Origin of the sequence: Eudoraea sp. (assembly GCF_049669105.1) — a bacterium.
In the GTDB taxonomy this organism is placed as follows: Bacteria; Bacteroidota; Bacteroidia; order Flavobacteriales; family Flavobacteriaceae; genus Eudoraea.
This window is the reverse complement of the sequence record NZ_JBATKE010000089.1, coordinates 48666-67870: the sequence shown is the minus strand read 5'-3', so window position 1 is coordinate 67870 and position 19205 is coordinate 48666. Positions and strand designations below refer to the sequence as shown.

Genomic DNA, 19205 nt, shown 5'->3' with positions numbered 1-19205 from the left:
GTTAGTATTATATTGGATTTATAAAGCGCCTCATTTAAATAATTTAAGGCTAATGACATTCTAATTCTGTAGAAACCATTTCAACCATTGGTTTTGGTGATACATATGGTATTCCTAAACCCATTCCTCTTAGAATAAAAAGTAATCCTATGATAACTACAAAAACGGGTATTAATTTACGTATTCGCCGCTTAGAAGAATCCTTTAATATTCCACTCAGATAAACGGCTGTTGTCATTAATGGAACAGTACCTAAACCAAACAAAATCATATATAAGGAACCTTCTACAGCTGTACCCATGGCAATTGCTCCCAACAGGGCCATATAAACCAGGCCGCAAGGCAGGAACCCATTTAGAAAGCCAATAGTGAGAAAAGTATCTGCCGTTTTCTTCTTCAACGCTTTACCTAAACTACTTTTAATTTTTCCAATAACCTGATATACAGGTCTTGAAAAGCTAAGCCTGCTCATATAGTTAAAGGGTATGATTACAATTAATATCATGAGTACGCCAATAAGAATCGATAGCTTTTGCTGTATACCAAAGATGTATAGTCCCTTTCCCAATAGTCCAAATAATAAACCAATAATGCCATATGCCATTAGTCTTCCAAAATGGTACATGAAAACCTGACCTGCTTTTTTATACTTATTATTCCGACTTACAGGCAGCATAAAGGCAATGGGTCCACACATGCCTATACAGTGTAAACTTCCCAAAAGGCCTAAGACTAAAGCAGACAATAACATATTACTAATTAATAAGTGATACTTTCTTTTACCAAGTACTTTTTGCCTTGATAATTCCAGTAAATTTTTATGTCCCAGCGACCATCCAACAAACGTTTGTCAGGTATGAGCAAATGTTTATTGGATAAACTTAAAGGAAAGTCAAAATCCAAGTGCTTATTGGATGGTCTATATAGGGACACTTTACCTTCTATTTCTTTATAATTCATTTTTGGTGGGAAAGTAATGGCTATTCCATTTTCCTGGTTAACAAAACTGAATTGGGAAGCATAATCTTTGGCATTATTAAGTGCGTCAATCTCCTTCTGATAAGCCAGTTCTTCTTTGTAATACTCCTCTGTGACTAAATCATGATTGGCACGGTTATCTGTACTTGCAAGAATTACAAAATACATTATAAATGCAATAAATGCGATAAATGCCAAAACTATTCCTGTTCCCCAGTTAAACTTCATATTTTTTATTTCATATTAATGAATACTCCTAATTATAGCTTCTAGGTGCCAGGAACCTGGCCGTTGTTGTTTCAATTAATTGATCTCCACTATATACCCCAATCTTCAGTTTGTCTTTATCACCATTCAATGCAGCATTATTAATTTCTATAAATAAGGTGCCTTCTGCCAACTGCTGTGCGGGGACCTTAAAACTGCGATGTGATACCAAATCAATTTTTCCTTTATGAGAGAGAAGTTTAAAACTAACATCACTAAAATCTTTGGATGTTTTATTTATCAGCTTTTAGGTGTACACATTACTGATTATGTTACCTTCTTTATGTTCATATAGTTGTCCGGGTAATCTTAAAATATTGGCTTCCAAATCATTTCTTAAGAAAAGCATACCAATGAGCACTCCAATTAATATGACAAGTACCGCAGAGTATCCTTTTAATCTGGGATTAAAAGTAAATTTCGCCTTTTTTTCAATATTGTCTTCACTGGCATAACGAATAAGACCTTTCGGAAGGTCTATTTTTTCCATAATCGTGTCACATTCATCTATACAAGCCGTACAATTCACACATTCTAATTGAGTTCCATTTCGGATATCAATACCAGTTGGGCATACATTAACACATTGAAAGCAGTCTATACAATCTCCATAACCCAGTGCTTTCCTGTCTTCATTTTTTCGAAATTTCTTCCGACCATTTTCAGCTTCACCGCGTTTATGGTCATAGGCAACTACAATGGATTTATTGTCTAATAATACCCCTTGCATTCTCCCATAGGGACAGGCAATAATGCAGACCTGTTCTCTGAACCATGCAAAAACAAAATAGAATACTGCCGTAAAAACAAGAAGAGACACCAATGTGTTTATATGGGTGAGGGGACCATCTGTGATGTATTGCATTAATTTGTCGCTCCCAATAAGATAGGCCAGGAAGACATTTGCAATTAAAAAGGATATTACAAAGAAGACAAACCATTTTAGTAATCGTTTCCGTATTTTATCTGCATTCCATGATTGCTTTGCCAATCGCATCTGAGCACCTCTGTCTCCATCTATCCAATACTCAATTCGCCTGAAGACCATTTCCATAAATATAGTTTGAGGACACATCCATCCACAAAAAATACGTCCAAATGCCACGGTAAAAAGAGCAATAAAAATTACCCCTATGATCATAGAAATAACAAAAAGGTGGAAATCCTGAGGCCAAAACGGAAATCCAAAAATATTAAACCGACGCTCCAAAACATTAAACATCAGGAACTGGTTGCCATTAATTTTAATAAATGGTGAAGCAAAGAGGAAGATCAGCAAACCATAACTAACCCATTTTCGATACTTGTAATACCTGCCACTAGGTTTTTTAGGGAATATCCAGGCCCGCTTTCCTTCTTCGTCAATGGTCCCAATGGTATCCCTAAAATTCTCTTCCATAGCTCTATCTTCTATCCCCTACTCATACCTAGGTATGAATTATTCATTAATAACCACCGAGGTAGAGTCCGTCTCCTGATCCGGAGTAGCCTCATTAGGCGTGCTTTCCTCTATTGGAGCATTTTCGTCTACCCATAGGTCCCCTTCAGCTGCCTTGGGATTAGCCGGTATAGTGCCTTGAAAACTAAGCAGATAACTGGCTACCTGTGCCATTTCTAAAGGTTTAAGCGTTTGCTTCCATGAAACCATTCCTTTACCGGCCCGACCACCTTCAGAAATGGTATTAAACACATTTTTAATTCCACCTCCCAGGATCCAATATTCATCTGTAAGATTTGGACCAATCCCTCCGCCACCATCTGCCATATGACATACAACGCAATTGGTTTCAAATATGGATTTTCCTGCACTAATATCTGAGGCCTCAGTTAATAATGCCACAGTATTCACATCTACCAGATCCTTAGCAGTTTTTTTATACGCTTCAATTTGGGCCTGTGCTTCTGCTACCTCCATTTCATATTCTAAATCCTGATCATAATCGCCATAAATTTCGAATCTTATCAGGTATATGACCCCAAAAATAATGGTGGCATAAAAAAGGTAAACCCACCATGGCGGTAATTTATTGTCAAGCTCTTTTATGCCATCATAGTTGTGATCCAAAATGATTTCACCTTCAGCTTCTATGGGTTTGGAGCCTAGGAGTTTTTGGTACATTTTCTTACCCCAACTCCATTCCAATTGTTTAGATTTAGATTCCAAATACCTTTCTTTACCTTCTGCCGAAAGGGTTTGAAACATAACATTTTCAATAGACTTTAAGATAAGCTCAATTGCAATTAAAATCAATAACACCATCAATAGAAAGAACTGTGTTATAGGATATTCAATAAATGCGGGTTTTTCTCCGGAGTCAATAAAGTACTCCATCAGTCCGAAGATGATGAAGAATATTAATGGGATTCTGATCCACCAGGGTGACATATTTTTCATGGCTCTTATTGTTTTGGTTGATTATCTTCTAAGGGTATTTCACTTACTTCTTTTATATGCTCTTTGGAGGCGGTAAATACCCACCAAAAAAGAATGGCAAAAAATACAAAGAAGATAAGTAGTGATATCATGGGATACGTGGCAATGCCTTCCATACTTTCCATGTGATTTTTTATAAATTTTAGCATGATCTACTTGTTTTCTGACAATAATTCGTCGGTTTCCTTAACTTTTATATCTGTACCTAGCCGCTGTAAGTAAGCGATTAGCGAAACTATTTCACGATCACGCATTTCTACAAAGTCTAATCCGTTTTCCGCAGCGTATTTTTTATCTGCTTCATAGGATTTTACAAAATCGGGATCAGCATAAAGGTTTTCTTCTATTTGTATGGACTGTTCTTCCATAGAAGCCTCTGCATTCGCAATTTCCTCTTCGGTATAAGGGACACCAAGACTTACCATTGCTTCCATTTTCCCCTGTATATTACTTCTATTGTGCTCATTGCGGACCAACCATTGATATGCCGGCATGATAGAACCAGACGAGGTGCTTTGGGGGTCATACATATGGTTAAGATGCCAACTATCGGAATATTTACCCCCAATTCGCAATAAATCGGGCCCTGTACGTTTACTCCCCCAAAGGAATGGGTGATCATAAACAAACTCTCCTGCTTTGGCGTATTCCCCATATCGTTCTACTTCGCTTCTGAAAGGACGAATCATCTGAGAATGACAACCTACACAACCTTCACGTATATAAAGATCTCTTCCCTCCAATTCCAAAGGAGTATATGGTTTTACGCTTGTAATAGTTGGTATATTTGATTTTACCAGAATAGTTGGGACTATCTGAACAATCCCTCCAATAAGAATGGCTATTGTAGCAAATATTGTCAATTTAATAGGTTTGCGTTCCAGCCAGGTATGATACGTTTCTCCTGCGGTTCTTTTTTTAGATACCCTTGTTAGTGCCGCTGCTTCTGCAAGTTCATCTTCCACCTTGCTACCCGAGCGAACTGTAACCACAATGTTGTACAACATAACAATAAACCCAACAATGTAGAGACTACCACCAATTGCCCGCATCCAGTACATTGGCATAATTTCATTTACTGTCTCTAAGAAGTTCCCGTAAACAAGGGAGCCGTCCGGATTAAAATCTTTCCACATTAAGGCTTGTGTAAAGCCTGCGACGTACATGGGCAACGCATATAATATGATTCCTAAAGTACCAATCCAAAAGTGGAAATTAGCCATAGGGATAGAATGCAGTCTGGTTTTAAACATTTTAGGCACCATCCAGTATATCATTCCAAAGGCCAGAAAGCCATTCCAGGCAAGGGCACCTACATGGACATGTGCAATAATCCAATCACTAAAATGGGCTATGGCATTTACATTTTTCAGGGATAACATGGGACCTTCAAAAGTCGCCATCCCATAACCTGTAATTGCAACCACCATAAATTTAAGGGTTGGGTCTGTACGTACCTTATCCCAGGCTCCTCTAAGGGTTAGTAACCCATTTATCATACCACCCCAGGAAGGTGCAATAAGCATAACTGAAAATGCTACACCTAAATTTTGTGCCCAATCGGGTAAGGCCGAATAGAGTAAATGGTGAGGTCCGGCCCAGATGTAAATAAAAATCAATGACCAGAAATGGACTATAGAAAGTCTATAGGAGTATACAGGCCTGTTGGCCGCTTTAGGAACAAAATAATACATTAGTCCTAAAAAAGGTGTGGTGAGGAAGAAAGCCACAGCGTTATGTCCGTACCACCATTGAACCAAAGCATCCTGAACTCCTGCATATACCGAATAACTTTTTAAAGCGCTGACCGGTAATTCCAAACTATTGAAGATATGAAGAACAGCTACTGTTACGAATGTGGCCAAATAGAACCAAATAGCCACATAAAGGTGACGTTGTCTTCTTTTAACCATTGTTCCAATCAGGTTCCATCCAAATGCGACCCATACAAGCGCAATTGCAATATCAATTGGCCACTCCAACTCAGCATATTCTTTAGAAGTACTATATCCAAGAGGAAGCGTGATTGCTGCCGCTACTATTATGGCTTGCCACCCCCAGAAGTTAAACTTACTTAGGAAGTCACTAAACATACGGGCTTTGAGTAAACGCTGGGTAGAGTAATAAACCCCGGCAAAGATAGCGTTCCCTACGAATGCAAAGATAACAGCATTGGTGTGCAATGGGCGAAGTCGTCCAAAACTTAGAAATGATATTCCATCTGTGATATTTGGGAATAGAAACATTAATGCAAGTAGTAATCCTACGAGCATACCAATGATTCCCCAAAACAAGGTGGCATAGAGGAAATTTTTTACGATCTTGTTATCGTAATAGAACTGTTGTACTTCCATAATTACAAATTTTGCTTTTTATTTAGTTGGTTTGATTTTTTGATTTTAGTATTAGGATCTATAGTTGTGTTTTTTACAACTTCATCTTCAAATAACATTCTGACTGAGGGAGTATACGAGTCATCATACTGCCCGCTCCGAACGGAAATGATAAAAGCAGCAAAGAAAACCAGTGCTACTACAATACTAATTGTAAGCAATAAATAAATGACACTCATACCTACCTGAATTCTGGTGCAAAACTACATTTGTGGATAATTTCAAAAAATGACATATGTCAGGTTTATTAATTATTTTAATTTCTTTCCTATTACATTGGTGGCAAGTGTAGCAAAAGCTACAATGCTAATTGAACTCAAAGGCATTAAAATAGCTGCAATTACGGGTTCTAACTGTCCTGTCACAGCAAAATAAAGCCCAACCACATTATACATCAATGAGAGAACAAAACACAATTTAATAATTTTCATGGCTTTTTTAGAGGCCAGAATATAATTATTTAGGTATTTAAATTTTGTGGAATCAAGAATTCCATCACAGGCCGGAGAGAAAACATTTATGTTTTCAGAAATTGCAAGACCGACATTACTCTGTGCCAGAGCACCTGCATCATTTAGACCATCACCCACCATTAGGACCTTTTTGTCATTAGCCTGTAACTCGCTTATAAACTCCAACTTATCCGTTGGCTTTTGATTAAAATATAAAGGAGTCAATTTTGGTAAAAGCTTTTCCAGCCTGGTCTTTTCTCCTGAATTATCGCCCGAGATTACGGCTAAATCCATATAGCGCCCCATTTCTTTAAAAACTTCCGAAACTCCTTCCCTGTAATTATTATTGAAAACAAAACACCCCTTATAGGCATCATTTGCACTTACATGAACGGAGGTGCTGTTATAATCACTTTGTTGTTGATGCCCTACAAAATCTGCGGAACCAACTTTAACGTCGCTCTTGTCCTTAACACCTTGTACTCCTTTGCCTGTATATTCCCTATACTCATCAAGGGTTTCTATATCGTGTTCACTTAGCAATGCATATAGTGATCTGCTCAGCGGATGGTTGGATGCCCTCAGGGTATTTTTTAGCAAGGATTCCTCCTCAACAGATAGTTCCATGCCTTCATAGGAAATTGAACTAGATTGCGTTGTTGTTATTGTGCCTGTTTTATCAAATATTGCGGTATCTATTTGAGCCAACTGCTCTATGACACTACTGTCCTTCAGATAGAATTTTTTACGTCCGAAAATCCGTAACATATTGCCCAGGGTAAACGGAGCTGCAAGGGCAATAGCGCACGGACAGGCAATGATAAGTACAGCTGTAAAAACATTTAATACCTTACTGCTGTCCTGATACATCCAAAAAGATGCTGCAATTATGGCAATAGCCAATACAGCTATTGTAAAGCGTTTTCCTATGCTGTCTGTTAAAGTTTGAAAAGCAGTTGTCTTGTCTTTTTGGAAAACCGAATTACCCCATAATTGCGTGAGATAGCTCTGAGAAACACTTTTTAAAGTTTCTATTTCAATTGCGCCATAACACTGTCTGCCTCCGGCAAAAACTTTATCACCGGAAATTTTTTGGACAGGCTCTGATTCTCCGGTTACAAAGCTATAGTCTATTTGGGCCTTCCCGCTTATAAGGATTCCATCTACCGGAATTAGTTCCTTATTTCTTATTAGTAACCTGTCGCCTCTTTTAATATCATATACCTGAACTGTTTCCTCTTTCTTTTTTTTGCTTAATCTGGTAACTGCAATAGGGAAATACGACTTGTAGTCGCGTTCAAAAGAAAGGAATGAATATGTTTTTTGTTGAAAGAACCTCCCAACCAATAGGAAGAAAATTAAACCCGTAAGACTGTCAAAGAAGCCCGAGCCCAAGTCAAAGAATATTTCGAAACTACTGCGGGTAAAAAGCACCAAAATACCCAGGGCAATTGGCACATCAATATTTAAAAGTCCGGAACGCAATCCTTTGTAAGCAGAGATGAGATAATCACTGCCTGCATAAAATACAACAGGGAGTGAAAAAGCAAACATCAACCATCTGAATAAACCTTTGTACTGATCAAGCCAAAATTCCCCCACCTCAAAATACTCCGGAAAAGATAAAAACATAATATTCCCAAAAGCAAAACCGGCAACACCAAGTTTATATAATATACTTCTGTCTGTTTTACTCTTCTCCTTGTCATAATCATCAAGGGAGATATAGGGTTCATAACCAATTTTTGCTAATAGTATAACTAGTTCTTTTAATGTAACCAGTTCCGCTTTAAAAGTAACTCTAACAGTTTTTTTTGGGAAGTCTACCTGTGAATTCGTAATTCCGGGATGTAATTTTTTTAAATTCTCCAACACCCATATACACGAACTGCAATGTATACCTGGAATAAACAGATTAACAATTTGAATAGTTCCATCATCAAATTCAATTAATCGTTGCGCAATGGTATTAGAAGTGAGAAAATCGTATTTTCCTTCAATAGCTAATGGAGTAGTACCCGCGCCTGATTGAAGATCATAGTAATAGGTTAGATCATTAGACTGAAAAATCTCATAGACTGTTTTACATCCGTTACAACAGAAATTCTTATCGTCAAATACTATCGCCGTGATGTTGCAGTTATCACCACAGTGGTAACATTTACTCATATTAATAACATTTGCTTACTACCTGAATGCGAAATTGTAGTAATTTACTTAAAATATATATGATATTTGTCACCTTTTCGATAATTTTGAAGTTCAATAGCGTAAACAAAAATCCATGGGCTCTGAAAACAGGTGCGAGAATTGTATAATACGTCAATTTAATTCCTTACGGGCTATGAGTAAGGATGAATTAAAACAGGTTTCTGATTCAAAGATTTCCAAAAGCGTTAGAAAAGGCGAAGCTATTTTCGAAGAAGGAGAAAAACTAAACGGGGTGTTTTGTGTTCGGGATGGGGTTTCAAAGCTTTCTAAATTAAGCTCTAACGGAAAAGATCAAATAGTGAAATTAGCCACAAAAGGTGAAGTTATGGGCCAACGTTCTGTGATTGCAGAGGAGACTTCAAATTTAAGTGCAGTCGCTGTTAACGATATGGAACTTTGCTTTATTCCCAAAGAAGTAATTGTGAATACCTTACACAAGAATCCTGGTTTTACATTTGAAGTCCTTCGTCTTATGGCACACGACTTAAGAGAAGCAGATGATGTAATTGTAAATATTTCTCAAAAAACTGTAAAGCAACGTATCGCAGAAGCATTCCTTTATCTTAAATCTAACTATGGTGAGGATGCAGACGGATATTTAGTTCTTACCCTTTCAAGGGAGGATATTGCTAATGTTGTAGGCACTGCCACGGAATCCTGCATTCGAATTATTTCGGAATTTAAAAAGAAGGGCTTGCTAAAGAGTTCCGGGAAGAAACTTGGAATTTTGGATGAAAAGAAATTAAGCGAACTTGCTGAAGGATTTTAGTTCAGCACTTCAGCACTAATTCAGCCCCAATATAGTTCCTGCCTAAAGTAAATAAGTACTTGTCAATAATTATTCAGGATTTAAAAACCTGACATATATCATTGTTTCCATGTAATCCCAGAGGTATTTTTACACCGTTGTTTCTTTAATCGGGTGTATGAAAAACATATTATTACCAACAGATTTTTCCAAAAATTCTTTAAATGCTGCAAAGTTTGCAATTGAATTTTTTAAAGAAGAAGAATGTGCTTTTCATCTTTTAAATACATATACCCCTGCTATAGTACACAGCCGTTTTATGGCTGCTACTATTCATGGAGGGTTACTTGAAGATAATGTTCGATCCGAGTCTGAGAGTGGATTGGAAGAATTTTTGAATCAAATCAATACGTATTATAAATACCCTCAACACAGTTTTAATTGCGTTTCTTCGTTTAATCTGCTAACCGAAGAAATCAAAGAGCTTGTGGAAGCAAAGGATATTGATTTTATAGTAACAGGCACAAAAGGATCATCTGGCTTTGAGGAGGTATTTTTGGGAAGCAATACCGTAAGAATAATTAAGGCCGTAAGAACATGCCCAATTCTGGCGGTACCGGAAGATTTTGAGTATATAAAACCTGTTAGAATTGGTTTCCCTACCGATTTTAAAAGAAATTTTAGTGTAGAAGTAATTAAGCCTTTGATTCAGCTGACTGCTAAATTTGGAGCTACTATAAATATAATGCATATTAGCGAGGAGGAAGAATTGAACAAGTACCAGCATTCAAATAAAGATATATTACTGGAGTATGTTTCGTCTGTATCACATTGTTTGCATAGCATGCCTTATTTTGCCAGTAAATCTGATGTAATTGAATTCTTCATAAAGGAGTTTGACATCCAATTGCTTGCCCTTGTACATTACCGACATGGATTTCTGGAAGAATTGGTTAAAGAACCTGTGGTCAAACGCATTGCGTTTCACACACCAATACCTCTTCTGGTATTACCCGACTAGTTCAGAAAATAAATAAAAAAAATTAATCTCTTCCAACAGAGGAGTAGCATTTATTTGCTTATTGGATAATCTTCATAGAAATCTTCAAATGTTTTTGAAGTTTTGTAGTTGTCTGTAAGTACTTTATAGACCATATAAACTATCATTATCTGACCAAGTACAGTAAGGTAAAAAACCCAGCTAAATGCGAAATTCATAGCGGCCATTATGGTTACCATTATTAACAGGATAGTGGTTGCTCCAACCCAGAACATAGCAGAAGTATTCATTTTTTATTTTAAAATTAGCTAAAATCAAAAGACGCCGGTGTTAATTCAATGATAAATCTGTAGATATTTAAAAATTCCAGAACATATCTTCGGTTGGAATATTCTTTTGTCTGCCAAGATCCAAAGGGCTAAAATTTAATACGTTAAACAAGTACCAAATACTGGATGAGATTGCCGGAGTGCTCGAGGCATTTTCCCACAATAAAGAGGAACCATAACTGGTACCGGCATTTGTCACATACGGAAGGCCTATTGAATTTAACTGGGTCGAATTATTCATTTGCGCATTTTTTAGTTGCTGTAGAATTCCATTGGCTTCGTTGGCCATATTGGCTTCTTTAAAAGCGAGGGCCATTTGCGCGGTACCTTCTAACCAAATAACATCTTTATCTTCATCAAAACAATAACCGGAAATTTCTTTTCCGTTATAACTTGCCACTTGGGTGTTTTTGTAACGTTCAGCTTTAATAAGTACTTCTTCAGGGAAATTCTCAAATATTAAATAACCCAGGGAATGCAAATCCATAGCATAATAATGGGTCTCATTTTCCGGCCACGCCACAAGTAGCTTGTCATTTGTGTTCCAGCGTTCTTGTTTAAGATAATTTAATATACCCTTATGAAAATCGTCATAACCCTTAACAGCATTGAACGCCGTAATAATGCCTTCTGTAATCTTATGTATTTGTGTCCCGTCTTCATTAATTCCGCCCCACAGGCCCCCGTCTTCATCCTGTAAACTTCTAATCCAGTTTTCTAATAATACGACCAATTCATTATACTTAGTATTTCCCGTTATTTGGTGATAGTTATTTAGCGCTATCAATAACCAGGCATTATCCCCCATCCAAATTCGCCTGCCGTTAGAACCATCACTATTTCTTAACTGGTAGAATCCTCCGTTATTCTCAAAGAATTCTGAATTGATACGTTCATTAAAATAATCAAAGACTCCTTCTGCTTTTTCAATTTCTCCTTCTGCCATAAATGCTAAAGCAGCCAGGGAATTATCATATAATGATACGTAGTCTGTTTTTTCAGAACTTGTCAGTAACCCATTGGCAAGCTGCATATTGTCTATCCATTGTGATATTTGAAGAGCTTGACTATCAAAATTTTCTTCTAAATTATTTTGAGGTAAATCTGGAAGGCCGTTTTCAATATAAATTAGAGCATCATATTCTTTAGTTGTATCAAGGGTACAGGAAACGACTAAAAAACCTAAGAGTGTAAAAATAAGTAACTTTTTAAGCATGATATAGGTGGTTTTTTGATTTGGGCAATCGTCTTATAAAATTAATACTCCATGGCCAGGTCTTTTGAGCTTTACGACCAACGAAAGGTATGTCCGACAAAATTCGAGGCTAAACACAGCTTATCCCATAAATGAGTTTTTAGCTGAAAACTGATCTTTTCAACTCCGTTAAAAAACATCGATGAACGGTAAGAGTTTCCTTATTTTTGTTTTAAATTATTTTATGAATCTTCCGGAGACTACAAAAAAGAGAGTCGTAATTATAGGCGCGGGTTTTGCAGGAATTTCACTAGCCAAGAAACTGAGGAAACTTCCTGTTCAGGTTGTTGTCATAGATAAACACAACTACCACACATTTCAACCGTTGTTATACCAGGTTTCCACAGGGGGTTTAGAACCAGATTCTATAGCCTATCCAATTAGGAAGATCTTAAAAAGGCTTCATAATTTTTATTTCAGGCTGGCTACGGTAACTAAAATAAACCCTGAACTTAAAGAAGTACATACAGATATAGGTAAAATCCCCTATGATTATTTGGTTATTGCTACGGGTACACGAACCAATTACTTTGGCAATACGGAGATCAAGGAAAACGCTATGTCAATGAAAAGCGTTCCACAGGCTCTAAACATCCGAAGTCTTATGCTGCAGAATTTTGAATTGGCAGATAACTGTAAAGATTTAGAAGAGCGTAAGTCACTCCTGAATTTTTGCATAATTGGTGCCGGCCCCACCGGTGTTGAACTTGCCGGAGCATTTGCGGAATTGAAAAAACATGTATTTCCAAAAGACTACAGACATCTTAATATTGATGAAATGGAAATTCATCTGTTCGAAGGAGCAGGTGTTGTTCTGCCTCCCATGAGTGCCAAAGCTTCGGCTAAAGCAAGGAAATTTTTAGAAGATTTTGGAGTGCATCTGCACTTGAATACCATTGTAAAAGGATACAATGGCGACCTTGTGAAAATGGATAACGGTCAAGAGATCAGAACCAGAAACTTTATCTGGACTGCCGGTGTTACCGGGGCAGCAGTTGAGGGATTAAATTCTGATGCTTTGATAAAAAGAGTTAATCGGTTTAAAGTTGACCGATATAGTCAAATTACAGGATACCCGAATATTTTTGCCATTGGAGATATAGCTTATATGGAAACTGAAGCCTATCCAAAAGGACACCCTCAAATGGCACAGCCGGCAATTCAACAGGGGGAACTTTTAGCCGAGAATTTAAACAGTTTATTGAAAGGTGTTTCTATGAAACCTTTTGTCTATAGCAATAAGGGTAATATGGCAACTATAGGCCGCAATAAGGCGGTAGTAGATCTTCCGGGTATTGAATTTGGAGGCTTCTTTGCATGGTTTATCTGGATGTTTGTTCACCTCATGTCGCTCGTTGGATTCAGGAACAGAGTAATCGTATTTTTTAATTGGGTTTATAATTACATTAATTATGATAAAGCCGCTCGCTTAATAGTCAGACCCTTCAAGAACAGAATATAAAACGGCTTAATTATAACAACTAATTTGGAATCCTTTTTATATCTTTGTAGTGTTGTGTTGTGCATCATTAATAATGGTGTATGTGTATAGATGCCGATATTGATTCGGTACTTGCCAATGAAAGGCTTTCCAATTTGGGAGGCTTTTTTTGTTAAGAACGTTCGTTGGTTGACGGATTAAAATAATTGCCTGATATTTATGGGGCTTTATTTTACAAAACCTTCAATTTGTCGTAATTTTAGTGATGACTTTTAAAGAGATCTGCTCATGCCATTATATCATAAACTTGGAAGTTTACCACACAAAAGACATACGGTTTTTAAGAAAAAAGATGGCAGTTTGCACTATGAACAGTTATTTGGAACCATAGGCTTTGACGGAATGTCTTCCCTAATGTATCATCTATACCGGCCAACTATGGTTAAAGAGGTTGGTGATTCAAAGGACATTTCCCCTAAAGCGGCGGTCAAGTATAATATAAAATCCAGATTGCTAAAAGGTTTTCAGGTATCCCCAGAGGATGATTATCTCGAAAGCCGAAAAGTTGTACTATTCAATAGTGATGTTCATGTTGGGCTCGCAGCCCCTAAAAAATCAATGACTGATTACTTTTATAAAAATGCGGACGCGGATGAATTACTCTTTGTTCACAGGGGTAAAGGAACGCTGAAAACGATGTTGGGTGAAATTCCTTTTGGATATGGGGATTATATTTTAATACCCCGCGGGATGATCTATCAAATAGAATTTGAAGATGAAGATAACAGACTCTTTATTACAGAGTCTTACCATCCCATTTATACCCCCAAGCGTTATAGGAACTGGTTTGGACAACTTTTGGAGCATTCACCATTTTGTGAACGCGATTTTAGACTTCCAGAAAATTTGCAAACGCATGATGAGCTCGGAGATTTTCTAATAAAAGTTAAGAAGCAAGGACAGTTGCATCAACTGACGTACGCATCTCATCCTTTTGACGTAGTTGGCTGGGATGGATATAACTACCCATATGCTTTTTCTATATTTGATTTTGAACCTATTACGGGGAGGGTACATCAACCGCCACCGGTTCACCAGACTTTTGAGACAAGTGCCTTTGTGGTTTGTTCCTTCTGCCCCCGCCTATATGACTACCACCCACAGGCTATACCAGCACCTTACAACCACTCTAACATTGATTCAGATGAGGTGCTTTATTATGTTGAAGGCGATTTTATGAGTCGGAAAAATATTGATCAAGGTTATATCTCTCTTCATCCTGCAGGAATTCCTCATGGTCCGCATCCAGGAACATACGAGGCCAGCATTGGCAAGAGTGGTACGGAAGAATACGCGGTAATGGTTGATACATTTAAACCACTGCAATTAACAGAAGCTGCGCTTGCAATTGATGATGGTACTTACTATCAGTCCTGGTTAGAGTAGGGCAACTTTATGTATAATAAAATGAAGCAGGCTTGCGGCCAGTTTAGCCGTTTGATCATCGCGGTCATATGTCGGATTGAGTTCGGCCACATCAGCACTTATTAATTTATTTGTTGCGATGAGTGTATCCAACGCAACCATTGCAATATCTACCGAAAACCCCATAGGGGAGGCAGCGCTAACACCGGGTGCAAAAGCGGAAGAAAAACCATCTAAATCTATTGTCAGGTAAACAAAATCTACTTCTTTACAGAACTCATTAATTTTATTAATAACGTAAGAAGTATTCTGCTTATGAAAGAGTTCGGCCTCAATATATTTTACATTCCATTTGCGGGCACGCTCAAATAATATACTATCGTTGGCATCATTTCTTATACCAAGACACAAATAATGGAAGTCCAAATTTTGAGTGTTATTATCGGTTGCAATTTGATAAAATGGTGTTCCGGAATTATTGGCATTTTCATTAGATCTTAGATCAAAATGGGCATCCAGGTTTACTATTCCAATTTTTTGGTCATTGCCTACAAATTTTTTAATTCCATTATAATGTCCGTATGCTATATCGTGACCTCCCCCTAACAATAATGGTAAGCCTTTATAGTGCAAAATCTGAGCTGCTTTTTCAGCCAATACACTTTGCGCTTTCTCCATATCATCCCCTACACATACCACATTACCTCCGTCATAAATGGCAGTACTTTCATTTAAATGATGTGGTAGTTTTGCCAACTGCCGGCGTGTAGCCTGAGGACCTTCCTTTGTTCCTGTTCTGCCCTTATTTCTCTTTACACCTTCATCACATTCATAACCCAGGATTACGAAAGTTTTATCTCCGTATACCGGGATATTTTGTAACTCCAGATCTATTTGCTCTACCTTTTGGTAAACATATAGATTCTGATCGGCCTTTCGGCCAGTCCAAATATTTTTTTCTGTTGGTTTGTATAAATTCATTGGGTTATTAAAATAAGCCATCTAATAATTTATCAGCCACTATGTTGGGTAGTGTAACTTTTAAATTAGGGCTGCGTTTCATCTCCCTTTTGATGGCGAACAGTGCTTCCTTATTTCTAGCCCAACTTCTGCGCGATATCCCATTATTTACATCGAAAAAAAGCATATTTTTCAATCGTTTCGAGGCTCCTGCTGAACCATCAAGAACCATTCCGAAGCCCCCGTTAATCACCTCGCCCCAGCCAACTCCACCACCATTGTGAATGGAAACCCAGCTTGCTCCTCTGAAGCTATCTCCTATAACATTGTGGATAGCCATATCTGCAGTAAACTGACTTCCATCGTAAATATTGCTGGTTTCTCTGAATGGAGAATCCGTTCCGCTTACATCATGGTGATCCCGTCCCAGGACAATAGGTGCAGAAATTTTCCCGGAACTTACGGCTTTATTAAAAGCCTGGGCGATCTTAATTCTTCCTTCCGCATCTGCATAAAGGATACGTGCCTGCGAACCTACCACCAGTTTATTGGAATCGGCTTCTCGAATCCATTTGATATTATCTTCCATTTGCTGTTGAATCTCTTCAGGTGCAGAATCTCTGATTTTCTCCATAACGCTTAAAGCTATTTCATCCGTCTTTTGAAGATCTTCAGGATTACCCGAGGTACATACCCATCTAAACGGACCAAATCCGAAGTCAAAACACATCGGCCCCAAAATGTCCTGAACATAGGACGGGTATTTAAAATCAATATTGTTTTCAGACATAACATCGGCACCGGCCCTTGAGGCCTCCAGTAAAAAAGCATTCCCATAATCAAAGAAATAGGTTCCTTTTTTCGAATGTTTATTAATTGAATTCACCTGCCGTCTCAAAGATTCCTGAACTTTTTCTTTAAACAATTCCGGGTTTTCCGCCATCATAATATTTGCTTCCTCAAAGGTCAATCCGGCGGGATAATACCCTCCTGCCCATGGATTGTGCAGCGAGGTTTGATCTGACCCAAGGTGAATAAATAATTCTTCCTCATAAAATCTTTCCCAGACGTCAACTACATTCCCAACATAGGCCAGGGATAATATTTCATTCCCGGCTATTGCCTGTTTGGTCCTACGAATCAGACTGTCCATATCAGCATGAAGTTCATCAACCCAGCCCTGTGCATATCTTTTCGTTGCAGCAGCCTCATTTACTTCGGCACAGACCGTAATACAGCCGGCAATATTCCCTGCTTTTGGTTGGGCTCCGCTCATGCCGCCTAAGCCGGCAGTAAGGAATATTTTGCCATTCGGGGATTCAGATTTTAGTAATACCTTTCTGAAAGCATTCATTACCGTAATGGCAGTTCCATGCACTATGCCTTGCGGGCCAATATACATATAAGATCCGGCAGTCATTTGCCCGTACTGCGTGACCCCAAGAGCGTTGAATTTTTCCCAATCGTCCTGACTGGAATAGTTGGGAATCATCATTCCATTAGTAATTACCACCCTGGGGGCTTCCTTTGAAGACGGGAATAAACCCATAGGATGTCCGGAATACATATGAAGGGTTTGTTCATTGGTCATGTTTGCCAGATATTGCAAGGTCAACAGATATTGTGCCCAATTTTGAAAGACGGCACCATTACCTCCGTAAGTAATTAATTCTTCAGGGTGTTGTGCCACTTCAGGATCCAGATTATTCTGTATCATAAGCATTATCGCTGCTCCCTCCACTGTTTTGGCAGGATATTCTGAAATTGGACGGGCATGTATTTTATATTGCGGTTTAAAACGATACATATAAATTCGACCATATTTTTCCAATTCCATAGCAAATTCTGCAGAAAGCTCGGAATGCCAGGCAGGAGGAAAATAGCGTAGCGCATTTCTTATCGCCAGCTTTTTTTCACCCCGGCTTAGGATCTCCTTTCTTTTTGGTGCATGATTCAATTCAGTAATTCGTGGCCTTGATAGAGGTAATACTTTAGGAATTCCAAGTAGGATCTCATCGCGAAAACTCAATTGTATTTTGGAACTTTGCATCTTTCCTATGGGTTATGTTTGTCGTAAATTAATTTACCTTTTTTAAATACCATACATGGCTTAAAAGCCCCTTGGTTGTAGAGAACTTCATTAAAATTGTCCGTATGGAACAGGTTAAAATCGGCCAGATAACCAGCTTTTAGTTTGCCTCTATCTGATAATTTAAGTGCTGCCGCTGCCCTAAATGTTATTCCGGCCAAAACTTCTGCATTTGTTAATTTTTGCATGGTTCCCAATATGGCGGCCTGGGTAAGAAGATCGCCCATAGGGGCAGACCCCGGATTATGATCACTTGCAATGGCCAAGGCACCACCAGCATCCAGAATTTTCCTGGCAGGAGTAAAATTACATCCCAAGCCTAAAGAGGCCCCGGGTAAGGCTGTGGCTATCACATCACTTTTTGCCAATAATTCTATTTCATGCGATGTACTTGCCTCCAAATGATCTGCACTTACCGCATTAAATTTAACGGCAACCTCACTTCCTCCCACAGAGAACTGATCTGCATGGATAGTAATTTCAAAACCCATTTTAGCAGCTTCGGAAAGGTAAGGCGCTATTTCAGATTGATCAAATGCTCCTTTTTCAATAAAGGCATCAACTCTGTTTGCTAATTTTTCTTTCTTTAAAATGGGGAACAGTTGCGCACTTATTTCTGATAGATACTCAGACAAATTACCCTTAAAATCCCTTGGAAGCATATGAGCTGCCAAGCAAGTGGAGACAAAATCCAATGGGAACTGATCATCAGCCTCCTTAATTGCCTGTAGCATCTTTAGTTCTTCCTTCACTGAAAGGCCGTAACCACTTTTAACCTCAATGGTGGTTACGCCATTTTTAAGATGCTGTTTGGCTCTTTTAATTATTCCCTTGATCAACTCATTTTTTGTAGCCTTTCTTGTTTGTTGTACAGTATCCCAAATACCACCTCCTTCCTCCGCAATTTCTAAATAGGTTTTGCCCGCATTCCTCATAGCGTAATCCCTGGCTCTGGATCCTCCAAAACAAATATGGGTATGAGAATCCACAAATCCGGGAAGGCAGATATGCTTTCCTTCTAACCTAATCAATTTTACGTCCTGATCTTGTACGTCGGTTTCGAGTTTTTTAAAACTATCCACGGTTTTAATAAGGCCGTCGGCAAAAAGGATTCCCGCATTTTCAATGATCTGTAACTGACTATCCGAAACAGCGCCTTTTAGGGGTATTCCTGTCATAGGAATTACCTGGCTTAAGGGTCCAATAAGCGTTAATTGTTGCAT

At 38.2% G+C, this 19205-nt stretch carries 16 protein-coding genes and 1 pseudogene; 4 read left to right on the top strand and 13 right to left on the bottom strand.

Translation table 11 applies throughout. The annotated features are described in order from the left end of the window. Positions 1-49: 49 nt before the first annotated feature. The 8 genes and pseudogenes from WBM60_RS07575 to WBM60_RS07540 form a co-directional block, all read right to left on the bottom strand. On the bottom strand, positions 50-751 hold the full coding sequence (locus WBM60_RS07575; RefSeq protein ID WP_424261280.1) for a sulfite exporter TauE/SafE family protein: 702 nt from the start codon (positions 749-751) through the stop codon (positions 50-52). Between the two features lie 8 nt (positions 752-759). After that, entirely contained in the window at positions 760-1206 is a 447-nt protein-coding gene (locus tag WBM60_RS07570) for a FixH family protein (protein ID WP_424261282.1), read from the bottom strand. A 28-nt stretch (positions 1207-1234) separates the two neighbouring features. Next, positions 1235-2644: pseudogene (gene ccoG / locus WBM60_RS07565) on the bottom strand (cytochrome c oxidase accessory protein CcoG). 39 nt (positions 2645-2683) lie between these two features. Further along, positions 2684-3640 (bottom strand): cbb3-type cytochrome c oxidase N-terminal domain-containing protein, encoded by a 957-nt coding sequence (locus tag WBM60_RS07560; protein ID WP_424261286.1) that lies wholly within the window; start codon positions 3638-3640, stop codon positions 2684-2686. Between the two features lie 5 nt (positions 3641-3645). Further along, positions 3646-3828 carry a CcoQ/FixQ family Cbb3-type cytochrome c oxidase assembly chaperone gene (locus tag WBM60_RS07555; RefSeq protein WP_348137596.1) on the bottom strand — a complete coding sequence of 61 codons (183 nt, stop codon included), beginning with the start codon at positions 3826-3828 and terminating at the stop codon, positions 3646-3648. Between the two features lie 3 nt (positions 3829-3831). Beyond that, on the bottom strand, positions 3832-6033 hold the full coding sequence (gene ccoN / locus WBM60_RS07550) for a cytochrome-c oxidase, cbb3-type subunit I (protein ID WP_424261288.1): 2202 nt from the start codon (positions 6031-6033) through the stop codon (positions 3832-3834). 2 nt (positions 6034-6035) lie between these two features. After that, positions 6036-6251: a cbb3-type cytochrome oxidase assembly protein CcoS gene (ccoS, locus tag WBM60_RS07545; RefSeq protein WP_424261290.1), complete on the bottom strand. Its 216-nt coding sequence runs from the start codon at positions 6249-6251 to the stop codon at positions 6036-6038. A gap of 72 nt (positions 6252-6323) precedes the next feature. Next, complete coding sequence (locus WBM60_RS07540; protein WP_424282932.1) at positions 6324-8693, bottom strand: heavy metal translocating P-type ATPase; 2370 nt, start codon at positions 8691-8693, stop codon at positions 6324-6326. A 175-nt stretch (positions 8694-8868) separates the two neighbouring features. Between WBM60_RS07540 and WBM60_RS07535 the strand changes: the two genes are divergently transcribed. After that, positions 8869-9504, top strand: coding sequence for a Crp/Fnr family transcriptional regulator (locus WBM60_RS07535; protein WP_424276675.1), 636 nt, complete (start codon positions 8869-8871; stop codon positions 9502-9504). 157 nt (positions 9505-9661) lie between these two features. Next, entirely contained in the window at positions 9662-10504 is an 843-nt protein-coding gene (locus tag WBM60_RS07530) for a universal stress protein (RefSeq protein WP_299164394.1), read from the top strand. 50 nt (positions 10505-10554) lie between these two features. On the opposite strand, the gene WBM60_RS07525 is transcribed toward WBM60_RS07530, so the two are convergent. Both WBM60_RS07525 and WBM60_RS07520 read right to left on the bottom strand, forming a co-directional pair. Then, positions 10555-10773 carry a hypothetical protein gene (locus WBM60_RS07525; protein ID WP_424261297.1) on the bottom strand — a complete coding sequence of 73 codons (219 nt, stop codon included), beginning with the start codon at positions 10771-10773 and terminating at the stop codon, positions 10555-10557. Positions 10774-10840: 67 nt separating this feature from the next. Beyond that, entirely contained in the window at positions 10841-12028 is a 1188-nt protein-coding gene (locus WBM60_RS07520; protein ID WP_424261299.1) for a hypothetical protein, read from the bottom strand. Between the two features lie 223 nt (positions 12029-12251). Here WBM60_RS07520 and WBM60_RS07515 point away from each other — a divergent pair, with 223 nt between their 5' ends. Both WBM60_RS07515 and WBM60_RS07510 read left to right on the top strand, forming a co-directional pair. After that, the gene (locus WBM60_RS07515; RefSeq protein ID WP_424276676.1) at positions 12252-13529 is read left to right on the top strand and encodes an NAD(P)/FAD-dependent oxidoreductase; all 1278 of its coding nucleotides are present in this window, start codon (positions 12252-12254) and stop codon (positions 13527-13529) included. Between the two features lie 267 nt (positions 13530-13796). Continuing rightward, positions 13797-14954 (top strand): homogentisate 1,2-dioxygenase, encoded by a 1158-nt coding sequence (locus WBM60_RS07510; RefSeq protein ID WP_424259547.1) that lies wholly within the window; start codon positions 13797-13799, stop codon positions 14952-14954. Here the strand turns inward: WBM60_RS07510 and hutG are convergent. The 3 genes from hutG to hutI are packed head-to-tail and all read right to left on the bottom strand — an operon-like array spanning position 14946 to position 19205. Further along, positions 14946-15914 (bottom strand): formimidoylglutamase, encoded by a 969-nt coding sequence (hutG, locus tag WBM60_RS07505; protein WP_424259548.1) that lies wholly within the window; start codon positions 15912-15914, stop codon positions 14946-14948. The two genes, WBM60_RS07510 and hutG, sit on opposite strands and share 9 nt — an antisense overlap. A gap of 7 nt (positions 15915-15921) precedes the next feature. Further along, positions 15922-17943 (bottom strand): urocanate hydratase, encoded by a 2022-nt coding sequence (locus WBM60_RS07500; RefSeq protein ID WP_424259549.1) that lies wholly within the window; start codon positions 17941-17943, stop codon positions 15922-15924. 5 nt (positions 17944-17948) lie between these two features. Beyond that, positions 17949-19205 (bottom strand): imidazolonepropionase, encoded by a 1257-nt coding sequence (hutI, locus tag WBM60_RS07495; RefSeq protein WP_424259550.1) that lies wholly within the window; start codon positions 19203-19205, stop codon positions 17949-17951.

What these genes read in the sequence shown, in the direction of transcription:
- WBM60_RS07520 (WP_424261299.1), bottom strand. Translation starts at nt 12,028, where the DNA reads ATGCTTAAAAAGTTACTTATTTTTACACTCTTAGGTTTTTTAGTCGTT.
- WBM60_RS07500 (WP_424259549.1), bottom strand. Translation starts at nt 17,943, where the DNA reads ATGCAAAGTTCCAAAATACAATTGAGTTTTCGCGATGAGATCCTACTT.
- ccoN (WP_424261288.1), bottom strand. Translation starts at nt 6,033, where the DNA reads ATGGAAGTACAACAGTTCTATTACGATAACAAGATCGTAAAAAATTTC.
- WBM60_RS07515 (WP_424276676.1), top strand. Translation starts at nt 12,252, where the DNA reads ATGAATCTTCCGGAGACTACAAAAAAGAGAGTCGTAATTATAGGCGCG.
- hutG (WP_424259548.1), bottom strand. Translation starts at nt 15,914, where the DNA reads ATGAATTTATACAAACCAACAGAAAAAAATATTTGGACTGGCCGAAAG.
- WBM60_RS07555 (WP_348137596.1), bottom strand. Translation starts at nt 3,828, where the DNA reads ATGCTAAAATTTATAAAAAATCACATGGAAAGTATGGAAGGCATTGCC.
- WBM60_RS07530 (WP_299164394.1), top strand. Translation starts at nt 9,662, where the DNA reads ATGAAAAACATATTATTACCAACAGATTTTTCCAAAAATTCTTTAAAT.
- WBM60_RS07535 (WP_424276675.1), top strand. Translation starts at nt 8,869, where the DNA reads ATGAGTAAGGATGAATTAAAACAGGTTTCTGATTCAAAGATTTCCAAA.
- ccoS (WP_424261290.1), bottom strand. Translation starts at nt 6,251, where the DNA reads ATGAGTGTCATTTATTTATTGCTTACAATTAGTATTGTAGTAGCACTG.
- WBM60_RS07575 (WP_424261280.1), bottom strand. Translation starts at nt 751, where the DNA reads ATGTTATTGTCTGCTTTAGTCTTAGGCCTTTTGGGAAGTTTACACTGT.
- WBM60_RS07560 (WP_424261286.1), bottom strand. Translation starts at nt 3,640, where the DNA reads ATGAAAAATATGTCACCCTGGTGGATCAGAATCCCATTAATATTCTTC.
- WBM60_RS07525 (WP_424261297.1), bottom strand. Translation starts at nt 10,773, where the DNA reads ATGAATACTTCTGCTATGTTCTGGGTTGGAGCAACCACTATCCTGTTA.
- WBM60_RS07540 (WP_424282932.1), bottom strand. Translation starts at nt 8,693, where the DNA reads ATGAGTAAATGTTACCACTGTGGTGATAACTGCAACATCACGGCGATA.
- hutI (WP_424259550.1), bottom strand. Translation starts at nt 19,205, where the DNA reads ATGCAACAATTAACGCTTATTGGACCCTTAAGCCAGGTAATTCCTATG.
- WBM60_RS07510 (WP_424259547.1), top strand. Translation starts at nt 13,797, where the DNA reads ATGCCATTATATCATAAACTTGGAAGTTTACCACACAAAAGACATACG.
- WBM60_RS07570 (WP_424261282.1), bottom strand. Translation starts at nt 1,206, where the DNA reads ATGAAGTTTAACTGGGGAACAGGAATAGTTTTGGCATTTATCGCATTT.